This is a genomic window from Roseomonas sp. E05 (assembly GCF_030063475.1).
In the GTDB taxonomy this organism is placed as follows: domain Bacteria; phylum Pseudomonadota; class Alphaproteobacteria; order Acetobacterales; family Acetobacteraceae; genus Pseudoroseomonas.
Map to the genome: position 1 here is coordinate 66,569 of NZ_JASIRT010000010.1, position 11,645 is coordinate 78,213.

Consider the following 11,645-nt stretch of genomic DNA (forward strand, 5'->3'; position numbering starts at 1 on the left):
CCCTTGCGCGGCTCAGACCCCGCGCTGCAGCCCGCCATCCACCGCGACGGCCTGCCCGGTGACATAGGCCGAGACCGGCGCGGCCAGGAAGGCGACCATGGCGGCCACTTCCTCCGGCGCGGCGAGGCGGCCCATCGGGATGTCGGCGGCGACGCGCTGGAGCACGGCCTCCTCGGTGATGCCCTCATCCTGCGCCATGGTGGTGGCGCGGCTCTGCCAGAGCGGCGTCAGGGCGCGGCCGGGCGAGACGCTGTTCACCCCGATGCCCTCCGGCGCCAGTTCGAGGGAGAGCGTCTTGGCCAGGGCGAGCAGCCCCGCCTTGTGGGTGTTGGAGACGACCTGGTGCGCCGTCGGCTGGCGGGCCGAGACGGCGCCGAGCAGCACCACCCGTGCCCCGCCGGCGCGGCGGAGCGCGGGCAGCATGGCCCGCACGGCGCGCACCGTGCCGAGGATGTTGAACTCGTAGTTCGCCAGCCACTGCGCGTCGGTCAGCGCCTCGAAGGGGGAGCGGTGGCTGCCGCCGGCGGCGCAGACCAGCGCATGCAGCGGGCGTTCCTCATAGCGCGCGGCGAGGGCGGCCACCTGGGAGGGGTCCGCCTGGTCGCAGCGGGCGGTCTCGGGGATGGCGCCGGTCTCGGCGGCGAGGCGCTCGGCTGCCGCGGCGAGCCGGGCGGCGTCCCGCGCGGCGATGGTCACGCGGGCGCCCTCGCGCAGCAGCGCCGCCGCCGTGGCGAGGCCGATGCCGGAGGAGCCGCCGATCACCAGCGCCTCGCGGCCGTTCAGTTGCAGGTCCATCGCTCGCTCGCTTCCCCTTCGCGGTTCATTCCGCCCTGGCGCCGGAGGATTTCAGGATCGGGCGCCATTTCTCCGTCTCGGCCTTCAGGAAGGTCGCCAGTTCCTCCGGCGTGGAGGGGCGGGCCTCGGCGCCGTGCTGCGCCAGGTCGGAGGCCAGCTGCGGCTCGCGCAGGCATTCCTGCAGGGCGGCGCTGAGCTTGGTGACGATGGGCTGCGGCAGGCCCTTGGGGCCGAGCATGGCGTACCAGTTGGCCACCTCGAAGCCCGGCACCGTCTCCCCCACGGCGGGGACCTTGGGCAGCAGCGCGCTGCGGCGGGCGGTGGGCACGGCCAGGGCGCGGAGCTTGCCGGCCTCGATCAGCGGCAGGGCGGTGGGGGCGGTGGCGAAGGAGAAGTCCACCTTGCCGCTGACCAGGTCGGTCATGGCCGGGCCGCCGCCGCGATAGGGGACATGCACGGTCTGGATGCCGGCGAGGTGGTCGAGCAGCGCGCCGCCGAGATGCCCGGCGCCGCCGATGCCGGAAGAGGAGTAGTTCAGCGCGCCCGGCTTCTGGCGCGCGGTGGCGATCAGGTCCTCCAGCTTCTGCCAGGGCCGGTCGGCGGGCACGACCAGGATGTTCAGCACGTCGGCGAAGAGGCCGATCGGCGTCAGGTCGGTCTGCGGATTGAAGGGGAGGTCGCTGAACAGGCTGGGATTGATGGCGAGCGCCGAGATGGTGCCCATCAGCAGCGTGTAGCCGTCGGGCGCGGCGTTGACGACCGCCTGGGTGGCGACGTTGCCGCTGCCGCCCGGCTTGTTCTCGACCACGACGGGCGCGATGCCGCCCAGCGCGGTCTGCAGCCGCGGCGCCAGCAGGCGGGTGGTGATGTCGGTGGCGCCGCCGGGAGCGAAGCCGACAATGAGGCGGATCGCGTGATCCGGGTAGTCCACCTGCGCGCGCGCCGTCCGGGCCAGGGCCGGGAGGGCGAGCGCGGCACCGAGCACGGCCCGACGCTGCAACATGGCGTTTCCTTCCTCTGCCGCGCCGGTGTTGTTGGCTTCGCCCGGAGGCGGGGGGGGGCCGGCTGCGGGTCAGTCCCGGGGCATGCTGGCGCCGAGATTTGGCGACTGTCAACAGTATGGAAGGGGATACACCGGCATACGGTCGCGCCTGGCGCCGTTCAGCCGGCGAGGCGCGCCGCCGGAATGGCGAAGAACACGCGGCGGAAGCCCTTCTCCTCCCGCCGCTCGATTTCCGTGAAGCCGAGGCGGCGGTAGAAGTCGAGATTGCGGGTCATCATTTCGTTGGTCAGCAGCCGCAGCCCGGGCAGGCCGCGGCGCAGCGCCTCCCCGGCCGCGAAGCGCATCAGGCGGCGGCCGGCGCCGGCATGCTGGCGGCCGGGGTCCACGGCGATGTTGTCGAGCCAGAGATGGTCCGGCCGTGCCTCCAGGACGAGGAGGCCGGCGATGCCGCCATCCTCCTCCAGCACCCAGGCCTCGCCGGCGGCGATGCGGGCGGCGTAGTCGTCGTCCATCGGCGCCGGGCGGCGGCCGATGGCGGGGACGTAATGGGCATAGGCCCGCTCCACCAGCGCGGCGAGGGCGGGGGCCTCCTCCAGGCGGGCGGGGCGGATCATGGCGCGGCTCAGACGGCGGTGCCGCCGATGGTCAGGCCGGTCATCTTGAGCGTCGGCTGGCCGACGCCGACCGGCACGCCCTGGCCCTGCTTGCCGCAGGTGCCGATGCCGGGGTCGAGCGCCATGTCGTTGCCGATCATGGTGACGCGGGTCAGCGCCTCCGGCCCGTTGCCGATCAGCATGGCGCCCTTCACCGGGGCGCCCACCTTGCCATCCTCCACCAGATAGGCCTCGGACATCGAGAAGACGAACTTGCCGGAGGTGATGTCCACCTGCCCGCCGCCGAAGTTCACGCCCCAGATGCCGCGCTTGACGCTGCGCAGGATCTCCTCCGGGTCCTTGTCGCCGCCGAGCATGACGGTGTTGGTCATGCGCGGCATCGGCGCATGGGCGTGGCTCTGGCGGCGGCCGTTGCCGGTAGGGGCCGTGCCCATCAGGCGCGCGTTCTGCCGGTCCTGCAGGAAGCCGGTCAGGATGCCGTCCTCGATCAGCACGGTGCGGCCGGAGGGGGTGCCCTCGTCATCCACGGTGAGGGAGCCGCGGCGGTCGGGGATGGTGCCGTCATCCACCACCGTCACGCCCGGGGCGGCGATCCGCTGGCCGAGCAGGCCGGCGAAGGCGGAGGTCTGCTTGCGGTTGAAGTCGCCCTCCAGCCCGTGGCCGATCGCCTCGTGCAGCAGGATGCCGGGCCAGCCGGGGCCGAGCACCACCTCCATCTCGCCGGCGGGGGCGGGGACGCTCTCCAGGTTCAGCACGGCCTGGCGCAGCGCCTCGTCCACCGCGCCCTTCCAGGCGGCCTCGGAGATCACGCGGTCATAGGCGAAGCGGCCGCCCATGCCATGGCTGCCGCTCTCGCGCCGCCCGTTGGCCTCGACCACCACATTGACGGAGAGGCGCACCAGCGGCCGCAGGTCGGCGACGCGCTGGCCGTCCGGGCGGATCACCTGCACCGCCTGCCACTCGCCGGTGAGGCTGGCCATCACCTGGGTCACGCGGCTGTCGCGGCCGCGGGCATAGGCGTCGATCTCGGCCAGCAGCGCCGTCTTGGCCGGGAAGGCCATGGCGGCGAGCGGGTTGGCGTCGTCGTAGAGGCGGGCATTGGTGGCGCGCGGGCCGACCGCCAGCTTGCCGGAGCGGCCGGCGGCGACGGCGCGCACCGTGTCGGCGGCGCGGTTCAGGGCGGCCTCGGAGATCTCGCCGCCATGCGCGTAGCCGGCGGCCTCGCCCTGCACCGCGCGCAGGCCGAAGCCGCGCGTGGCGTCGAAGCTGGCGGAGCGGATGCGGCCGTCATCGAGGCTGATGGCCTCGCTCTCGACATATTCCAGGAACAGCTCGCCATCCTCGGCGCCGGTCAGCGCGCCGGAGAGAATGCGCTCGGCGGCGCCGCGGTCGAGGTCGCGGAAGAACAGCCGGTCAGTGGTGTCGAGAGCGGTCATGCCGTCTGCTCCTGCGGTTGTGTGGCGGCGGCCAGGCGCAGCCGGGCGGTGGTGCCCTCGCCGCGCCGGCTTTCCAGAGTCAGGGTCGCCCCCATGGACTGGGCCAGGGCCCGGGCGAGATAGAGACCGAGCCCCGATCCTGAATATCGGCGCGCGTGGCTGGTTTCCAACTGCACGAAGGGCTCGAAGGCGCGTTCGATCTGCCCGCTCTCGATGCCGATGCCGGTATCGGCCACGCTGATCTCCACCACCCCGTCCGGCAGGGTGGCGGCGGCGAGGCGGACGGCGCCGCCGGCCGGGGTGAACTTCACGGCATTGGCGAGGAGGTTGAGCAGCACCTGGCGCAGCCGCCGTTCGTCGGCGAGGGCGCGCGGCAGGGCGGGCAGCGGATCCAGGGTCAGCGTCACCTGCGCCGCCTCGGCGGTGCTGCGCATCAGCCGCAGCACGCCGCCCAGGACGCTGGGCAGGTAGAGCGGCCGGGTTTCCACCGGCACCGCGCCGGTGCCGGCCTGCGCCACTTCCAGCACCTCGTCGATCAGCGAGAGCAGGTGCCGCCCGGCCTCCAGGATGCTGCCGGCGAATTCCACGACATGCGGCGGGCCGGACTCGCTGGCGAGCGCCTCCGAGAAGCCGATCACCGCGTTCAGCGGCGTGCGCAGCTCGTGGCTCATGGTGGCCAGGAAGCGGCTCTTAGCGGCGTTCGCCTCCTCCGCCGCGCTGCGGGCGCGCTCGATCTCGGCACGGGCGCGGCGTTCCTCCGTCACGTCGGTGTAGGTGCGGACGAAGCCGCCATCCGGAGTGGGGTCGGTGCTGACCTCGATCACCGTGCCGTCGGTGCGGGTGCGGCTGAAGCGGTCACGCCGCGGCACGGCGCCGGCGGCGCGCTCGCGATAGATCCGCTCCGCCTCCAGGCCGGTGCCGAACTCGCCGCGGCGGTACTGCAGCTCGCGCAGGGTGTCGAGATGCACCCCCGGCGCCAGCTCCTCCGGCGTCAGTCCGATCATGCGGGAGGCGAGCTGGTTGGCGGCGACCAGGCGGTTGTCCTTGTCGAACAGGCAGACACCGTGGCGCATGCTGTCCAGCATGGCCTGCAGCAGGTCGGCGCGGCGCTGCGCCTCCGCCTCGGCGCGGTGCAGGGCGGTCACGTCCGTGACCACCGAGAGATGGCCGCCATCCGGCAGCGGGGCGCTGCGGCCGGTCAGGACGGTGCCGTTGCGGCGGATGCGGGTGACCGGCGGGCGGTCGAAGTCGAACTGGCGGCGGAAGACCTCTTCCGGGATTTCCCGGTCTTCGAATTCCTCCGCCGCCTCGCGCCGGCGGCAGATGTCCAGCAGATGCTCGCCGATCGCCAGCTCGCTGCCGGCCATGATGCGCTGGAAGGCGGCGTTGACCATGCGCAGCCGGTGGTCGGGCCCGTAGACGCAGACGCCGTGCGGCAGCGCCGCCAGCACGCCGTCCAGCAGGGCGGCGCGGCGCTTCGCCTCGTCCTCCGCCTGGCGCAGCGGCGTGACGTCCTCCAGGGCGACGAGGAAGCCGCCGCCGGGGACGGGCTGGCTCAGGGAGCGGATGGCGGTGCCGTCCAGCCGCACCCGGACGGAACTGTGCGGCCGGCTGCGGTCCTGCAGGCGGCGCGTGGCGAAGATCTTCCGGGCCTCCTCGTCCAGCGGGTTGTGGGCGATCATGATCTCGGTGATCGCCTCGAAGCTGAGGCCGGTGCGCAGCGTTCCCTGTGGCAGGCCGAGCAGGTGCTCATAGGCCTGGTTGAACAGGCAGAGCTGGCGCCCGGCATCGTAGAGGCCGAGGCCGGTGGGGGTTTGCTGCAGCGCCAGGCTGGAGACGCGCAGGCGCTCCAGCGCCAGCGCCTCGGCCTGCCGGTGCGAGGTGACGTCGGTGACGAGGCCGAGCCAGCCACCCCCCTGCAGCGGGACGGAACTGATCTCGAACCAGCGGCCGCCGGTGCTGCGCACGGTGCGGTGCTGCGGCCTGCTGCGATCCACCGCCAGGGCGGCGCGGGCCTGCGCCTCCGGGTCGCCGGGGCCGTAGAGGCCGCGAAAGGCGAGGAGGCGGGCCAGCTCCGCTTCCCTGCGCCCGAGGAGCTCGCTCGCCGAGGCGAGGTTCAGCATCTGCCGGGCGGCCTCGTTCGCCAGCACCACCCGGCCCGCGGCATCGAAGACGCAGGCGGCCGAGGGCAGTGCCTGCAGGGCCGCCTCGGAAAGCGCCCCGGTGGTCTTCACGTGGTGCTGTTCCGGGGGGGGCGCAGGGCGTGCATCGCGACCAGCACCGCGGTGAGCACGCCCACCGCCACCGCCTGGTGCAGCGTGCCCAGCCAGACCGGCACCACCAGCAGCAGCGTAGCCACGCCGAGCACGTATTGCAGCGCCACCGTGCCGCCCAGCGCCAGCAGGGCGCCCCGCGCGAAGCCGGCGGGCAGGGCGCGCGCGCCCCAGATGGCGGCTGCCAGCGCCGCCGCGCCGGCGAGGGTGGCCAGCAGGCGGTGGTTGAATTGCACGGCGGCGATATTGGCCACCCAGTTGCGCCAGAAGGGGCTGAGCTGGGCATAACCGGGCGGCACCAGCGCGCCATCCATCAGCGGGAAGGTGTTGTAGGTGAAGCCGGCATGCAGCCCGGCGACGAAGCCGCCGGCCAGCAGCGTCAGCACCACCAGCCCGGCGGTGGCATGCACCAGCCGGCGCAGTCCGGCCGGCGCCCGCGGCCCGCTGCGCTGCGGCCGCAGCAGGCCGAGCGCGGTCCAGAGGATGGCGCCGTAGAGCAGCAGCGCCAGGCCCAGATGCACCACCAGCCGGTAGGGCGAGACGGCGGTGCGGTCGGCCTCGAAGCCGGAGGCGACCATGAACCAGCCGACCGCGCCCTGCAGCCCGCCGAGCAGGAACAGCACCACGAGCCGTGGCTTCAGCCCAGGCGGGATACGGCCGCGCAGCCAGAACCAGACCAGCGGCAGCAGGAAGGCGAGGCCGATCATCCGCCCCCAGAGGCGGTGGGTCCATTCCAGCCAGAAGATCTGCTTGAAGCCCTCGATGCCGAAGCCCTGATTGACCAGCGCGTATTGCGGGATGGTGCGGTAGAGGTCGTAGAGCCGCTGCCACTCGGCCTCGGACAGCGGCGGCAGGGCGCCGGAGAGCGGCGCCCATTCCATGATGGAGAGGCCCGAGCCGGTGAGCCGCGTCGCGCCGCCGAGCGCGACCATGGCCCAGGTCAGCCCGGCGACGATGAGCAGCCAGACGCCGATGGCGCGGCGGCCGGCAAGGCGGTCGGAACCAGGGGGGTGTGGATCGAAGGGCATTTGAGGATCTTCTAGCACAGCGTGTGCTGCGGAGGTGGAGTGGGTGCGCCGCATCGGCAATGCGGTCCGGGCGGGGCGGGCAAGGTCTCATCTTGTCCGCCCCGGCGGCGCCTGCTACCCCGCGCCGCCATGCCGGACCATTCGCGCCCCGCCGCCGCCGAGAGCCCCGGCATCGCCGCCGCCGGGCCTGCCCCGCTGCTCTCCGTCGTCGTGCCGGTGCGCAACGAGGCACCCAACATCGCGCCGCTCGTCGCCGAGATCGGCGCCGCGCTCGCCGCCATCCCGCACGAGATCATCTACGTGGACGATGGCTCGACCGACGCCACGGCGGCGACGCTGGCCGAGCTGGCCCGCCGCACGCCGACGCTGCGGGTGCTCGGCCATGTCGCCTCCTGCGGGCAATCCGCCGCCATCGTCACCGGCGTGCGCGCGGCGCGCGGCGGCTGGATCGCCACGCTGGACGGCGATGGGCAGAACGACCCGGCCGACATTCCGGCGCTGTGGGATTTCGCGCAGGCCGAATCGGCCGCCGGCGGTCCGCCGCTGATGGTGGCGGGCTGGCGGGTGAACCGGCGGGACACCCAGGTGAAGCGGCTTTCCTCCCGGCTGGCCAACCGCATCCGCGCCCGGCTGCTCGGGGATGCCACGCCGGATACCGGCTGCGGCCTGAAGCTGTTCCCGCGCGCACTGTTCCTCAGCCTGCCGGCCTTCGACCACATGCACCGCTTCCTGCCGGCGCTGGTGCTGCGCCAGGGCGGCCGGGTGGTCAGCCGGCCGGTGAACCACCGGCCGCGGATGCGCGGGCAATCCAACTACGGCACGCTCGACCGGCTGGCGGTGGGCGTGGTGGACCTGTTCGGCGTGATCTGGCTGCAGCGGCGATGGAAGCGGCCCCAGCTCCGGCCATGAGGGGCCCGCGACAGGAGGGCACCGCACGGCGCAGGAGCCCGCTGGCCTCGCTGGGCAAGCTGCTGCTGCTGGCCACCGGCCTGGCGCTGGGCGGCTGGCTGCTGCGCGAGCTGGGCGGGGCGCCGGGCGGCACGCAGGCCGAGGCCTGGGTGCGCCGCTTCGGCCTGCAGCAGACCCTGTGGGGCGAGGCCGCCTTCCTGGCCGTGGGCACGCTCGCCGCCGCCGTGGGCGTGCCGCGGCAGGGTGTCGCCTTCCTCGGCGGCTATGCCTTCGGGCCGCTCTGGGGTGGGGCGCTGGCGATGGTGGCGCAGGGGCTGAGCTGCGTGCTGGGCTATGGCTGGGCGCGGCTGGTCGGGCGCCGCTGGGCGGAACGGCGGCTGGCCGGGCGCTTCGGGCGCCGGCTGCGCGGGCTGCGCGACGCACTGGCCGCCAGCCCCTTCGGCGCCACCCTGGCCCTGCGCCTGCTCCCGGTGGGGAACAATCTGGCGCTCAACCTGCTGGCCGGGCTCTCCGGCATCCCCGCGCTGCCCTTCCTGGCGGGCTCGCTGGTCGGCTACCTGCCGCAGACGGCGATCTTCGCCCTGGCCGGCGGCGGCGTGGCGGTGGACCACGCGGCGCAGCTCTGGCTGGCGGGCGGGCTGTTCCTGGGCTCGGCGGCGATCGGGCTCTGGCTGCTGCGGCGCCACCGCGCCGGGCAGGCCATGGCGACCGAGGACTGACCCAGACCGGGGGGAAGAGCCGGGGGAGAAAGAATTCTCCCCCGGACCCCCTCTTCTTTTTTCTGTCCTTTTCGCCGCGCCAGGCTGGCCGGGAGCGCGGCACCAAGCTGGCAGAAAAAAGATGGAGGGTTCGGGAGGAATTCCTTCTTCCCGACCTTTTTCATACGGCGCTCCGAAACGGCCTTGTCCGCGGCCGACTGCTCCCGATATTGCGAACGGTTCGCAATTTCGGGATGGGCTGCCGTGCCGCGACGCCGTATCTTCGTTCTCCTCCTCGCGGCGTTGCTCGGGCTGGCCGGGCCGGCGCGGGCGCAAGCCTGGCCGCGCAGCGTGACCGACGTGCTGGGCCGGGAGGTCACCATCCCGGCGGAACCGCATGCGGTGCTGCTCGGCGAGGGCTTCCAGCTCCTCAACATGGCGCTGGTGCATCCCGACCCCGTCTCGCTGCTGGTGGGGATCGGCGGCGACCTGCGGCAGGTGGACCCGCAGAGCTACGCCGCCTTTGAGCGTGCCTTCCCGGCGCTGGCGAAGGTGCCGCGGCTGACCGCCAGCATCGGCCAGACCCTGCCGGCCGAGGCGGCGCTGGCGCTGCGGCCCGACCTGGTGATCCTGAGCGCCTGGCAGGCCGCCGCCGAGGAGACCAGGCGCAGCCTCGAGCATTTCGGTACCCTCGGCGTTCCCGTGATCTTCGTGGACACCTTCCAGCAGCCGCTGGCCAATACGCCGAAGACCATCCGCCTGCTGGGCGCCGCGCTCGGGCGGCAGGCGCAGGCGGAGGCCTATGCCCGCTTCTATGAGGAACGGGTGGCGCATATCCGCGCGCGGGTGGCGGCGGCGCCGGGACCGGGGCCGAAGGTGTTGTTCACGGCCTTTCCCGGCCGCTGGGCCTGCTGCTGGGCGGCCGGGGGCGGGGGCGGGGGCGAGTTCCTCACGGCGCTCGGCGCGCGCAACGTGGCGGAGGGCCTGCTGCCCAACCCGCGCGGCGGCACGCTCGGGCTGGAGCAGGTGCTGATGCTGCAGCCGGAGGTGTATGTCGGCACCGGGCTGTTCCGGCCGGGCGACGACACCGGGCTGCAACTCGGCACCGGGGCGCCGGCGGAAGCCGCGCAGGCCAGCCTGGCGCGGGTGCTGCAGGCGCCGGAACTGGCCAGCCTGCCGGCCGTGCAGGCCGGGCGGGCGCATGGGCTGTGGAACTACTTCGCGGGCACGGCGATCAACATCGCGGCGCTGGAGGCCGTTGCGCGCTGGGTGCGGCCCGACCTGTTCGGCGATCTCGACCCCGGCGCCACCCTGGCCGAGATCAACCGCCGCTTCGCCGCGGTGCCCTTCGAGGGCACCTACTGGGTGAGTCAGTCCGGGCGCAACTAAAGCAGATCGCGTTCCGGCGGCATCATCGGAACGGGATCTGCTCTAGCATCCCGGAAGCGAAGAGCGTGGAGGGAGAGGTGATGACCGATCGCGTGACGCAATCCTTGTTGGACGACAAGGCGCGCATCCTGGAGCGGCTGATGGAACTGGTGCGGCAGCCCAGCGTGAGCGCCGACCCCGCCTTCGCCGAGGGCATGGCCGGCGCGCGGGCCTTGCTCATGCGGCGGCTGCACGAGGCGGGGCTGCAGGCCGTGCAGGAACTGGAGGCGCCGGGCGGCCATGCGGCGGTCTATGCCGAGTGGCTCGGCGCGCCGGGGCGGCCCACGCTGCTGATCTACGGCCACTATGACGTGCAGCCGCCCGATCCGCTGGCGGCCTGGCACTCGCCGCCCTTCGCCCCGGAGATCCGCGACGGGCGCCTCTATGGCCGCGGTGCCTCCGACACCAAGGCGACCGTGACCATCGCCATCGAGGCCATCGCGGCCTGTCTGGCGGCGGGCGTCTGCCCGGTGAACGTGAAGCTGTTCCTGGAAGGCGAGGAGGAGGTGGGCAGCCCGAGCCTGCGTCCGCTCATTGCCGCCAACCGGGAGCGGTTGCAGGCGGATGCGGTGCTCTCCGCCGATGGCTCGCGCGCCAGCGTGCGGCTGCCCACCATCAGCACGGGCACGCGCGGCATGGCGAAGATGGAGATGCGCCTGAGCACGGCGCGCAAGGACCTGCATTCCGGCCGCTATGGCGGCGCCGCGCGCAACGCGCTGCACGAGATGGCGCGGCTGGTCGCCTCGCTGCATGACGACGAGGGGCGCATCCTCGTTCCCGGCTTCCTCGACGACGTGCGGCCGCTCAGCGAACGGGACCGCGCCGATGCCGCCGAACTGGCCGCCGACGATGCCGACTTCTATGAGGGTTTCGGCGGCAGCCCCTATGGCGACCCGGACTTCACCCTGCGCGAGCGCCTGACGCTGCGGCCGACCATCGAGGTGAACGGGCTATGGGGCGGCTACCAGGGTGCCGGCAGCAAGACGGTGATCCCCTGTGAGGCGCAGGCCAAGATCACCATGCGCCTGGCGCCGGGGCAGGACCCGGCGCGCGCGGCCGGGGCGGTGAAGGCGCATCTGCTGGCGCGCTGCCCGGCGGGCGTCTCGCTCGACTTCCAGGCGCTCCAGGGCCAGTCGGCCGCCTCGACGCTGGAGGATGAGCATCCGCTGCTGGTCGCGGCGGAGAAGGTGATGGGCGAGATCTTCGGCCGGCGGCCGGTGCGGGCGCGGGGTGGCGGCACGCTGCCGATCACCAGCGTGTTCAAGGAGACGCTGGGGATCGACACGCTGCGCTTCGCCTTCGGCATGCCGGACGAGGATGTGCACGCGCCCAACGAGTTCTTCCGCCTTTCCTCGCTGGAGGAGGGGCTGCGCGCCTGGTCGATGATGCTGGCGGAGCTGGGGCGGCTGAAGTCGGAGGATTTCGCGCCGTTCCGGCGGGCGGTGGGCTGACGGCGGGGTC

At 73.3% G+C, this 11,645-nt stretch carries 10 protein-coding genes; 4 read left to right on the forward strand and 6 right to left on the reverse strand.

The window, feature by feature from the left end:
- Nucleotides 1–12 precede the first annotated feature (12 nt).
- From QMO56_RS12435 to QMO56_RS12460, 6 genes are all read right to left on the reverse strand, one after another.
- Nucleotides 13–795 (reverse strand): SDR family oxidoreductase, encoded by a 783-nt coding sequence (locus tag QMO56_RS12435; RefSeq protein ID WP_283526138.1) that lies wholly within the window; start codon nucleotides 793–795, stop codon nucleotides 13–15.
- A 25-nt stretch (nucleotides 796–820) separates the two neighbouring features.
- A complete protein-coding gene (locus QMO56_RS12440; protein ID WP_283526140.1) occupies nucleotides 821–1,798 on the reverse strand; it encodes a tripartite tricarboxylate transporter substrate binding protein in 978 nt (325 codons plus the stop codon).
- Between the two features lie 158 nt (nucleotides 1,799–1,956).
- Complete coding sequence (locus QMO56_RS12445) at nucleotides 1,957–2,412, reverse strand: GNAT family N-acetyltransferase (protein ID WP_283526142.1); 456 nt, start codon at nucleotides 2,410–2,412, stop codon at nucleotides 1,957–1,959.
- An 8-nt stretch (nucleotides 2,413–2,420) separates the two neighbouring features.
- Nucleotides 2,421–3,848: a metalloprotease TldD gene (gene tldD / locus QMO56_RS12450; protein WP_283526144.1), complete on the reverse strand. Its 1,428-nt coding sequence runs from the start codon at nucleotides 3,846–3,848 to the stop codon at nucleotides 2,421–2,423.
- Complete coding sequence (locus QMO56_RS12455) at nucleotides 3,845–6,082, reverse strand: PAS-domain containing protein (protein WP_283526146.1); 2,238 nt, start codon at nucleotides 6,080–6,082, stop codon at nucleotides 3,845–3,847. Before QMO56_RS12455 ends, tldD begins: the two co-directional genes overlap by 4 nt.
- On the reverse strand, nucleotides 6,079–7,149 hold the full coding sequence (locus QMO56_RS12460; protein WP_283526148.1) for a COX15/CtaA family protein: 1,071 nt from the start codon (nucleotides 7,147–7,149) through the stop codon (nucleotides 6,079–6,081). Before QMO56_RS12460 ends, QMO56_RS12455 begins: the two co-directional genes overlap by 4 nt.
- 129 nt (nucleotides 7,150–7,278) lie before the next feature.
- On the opposite strand from QMO56_RS12460, the gene QMO56_RS12465 reads away from it, so the two are divergent.
- The 4 genes from QMO56_RS12465 to QMO56_RS12480 all read left to right on the forward strand — a co-directional run bounded on the left by QMO56_RS12465 (nucleotide 7,279) and on the right by QMO56_RS12480 (nucleotide 11,635).
- Nucleotides 7,279–8,058 (forward strand): glycosyltransferase, encoded by a 780-nt coding sequence (locus tag QMO56_RS12465; RefSeq protein WP_283526149.1) that lies wholly within the window; start codon nucleotides 7,279–7,281, stop codon nucleotides 8,056–8,058.
- Nucleotides 8,055–8,777: a TVP38/TMEM64 family protein gene (locus QMO56_RS12470; RefSeq protein ID WP_283526151.1), complete on the forward strand. Its 723-nt coding sequence runs from the start codon at nucleotides 8,055–8,057 to the stop codon at nucleotides 8,775–8,777. Before QMO56_RS12465 ends, QMO56_RS12470 begins: the two co-directional genes overlap by 4 nt.
- Nucleotides 8,778–9,020: 243 nt before the next feature.
- Nucleotides 9,021–10,145: an ABC transporter substrate-binding protein gene (locus tag QMO56_RS12475; RefSeq protein WP_283526152.1), complete on the forward strand. Its 1,125-nt coding sequence runs from the start codon at nucleotides 9,021–9,023 to the stop codon at nucleotides 10,143–10,145.
- Between the two features lie 80 nt (nucleotides 10,146–10,225).
- Entirely contained in the window at nucleotides 10,226–11,635 is a 1,410-nt protein-coding gene (locus QMO56_RS12480; protein WP_283526153.1) for a dipeptidase, read from the forward strand.
- Nucleotides 11,636–11,645: the final 10 nt, after the last annotated feature.

Excerpts from the sequence above, each read along its gene's own strand:
- QMO56_RS12435 (WP_283526138.1), bottom strand. The coding sequence starts at position 795 with ATGGACCTGCAACTGAACGGCCGCGAGGCGCTGGTGATCGGCGGCTCC.
- QMO56_RS12440 (WP_283526140.1), bottom strand. The coding sequence starts at position 1,798 with ATGTTGCAGCGTCGGGCCGTGCTCGGTGCCGCGCTCGCCCTCCCGGCC.
- QMO56_RS12445 (WP_283526142.1), bottom strand. The coding sequence starts at position 2,412 with ATGATCCGCCCCGCCCGCCTGGAGGAGGCCCCCGCCCTCGCCGCGCTG.
- tldD (WP_283526144.1), bottom strand. The coding sequence starts at position 3,848 with ATGACCGCTCTCGACACCACTGACCGGCTGTTCTTCCGCGACCTCGAC.
- QMO56_RS12460 (WP_283526148.1), bottom strand. The coding sequence starts at position 7,149 with ATGCCCTTCGATCCACACCCCCCTGGTTCCGACCGCCTTGCCGGCCGC.
- QMO56_RS12465 (WP_283526149.1), top strand. The coding sequence starts at position 7,279 with ATGCCGGACCATTCGCGCCCCGCCGCCGCCGAGAGCCCCGGCATCGCC.
- QMO56_RS12470 (WP_283526151.1), top strand. The coding sequence starts at position 8,055 with ATGAGGGGCCCGCGACAGGAGGGCACCGCACGGCGCAGGAGCCCGCTG.
- QMO56_RS12480 (WP_283526153.1), top strand. The coding sequence starts at position 10,226 with ATGACCGATCGCGTGACGCAATCCTTGTTGGACGACAAGGCGCGCATC.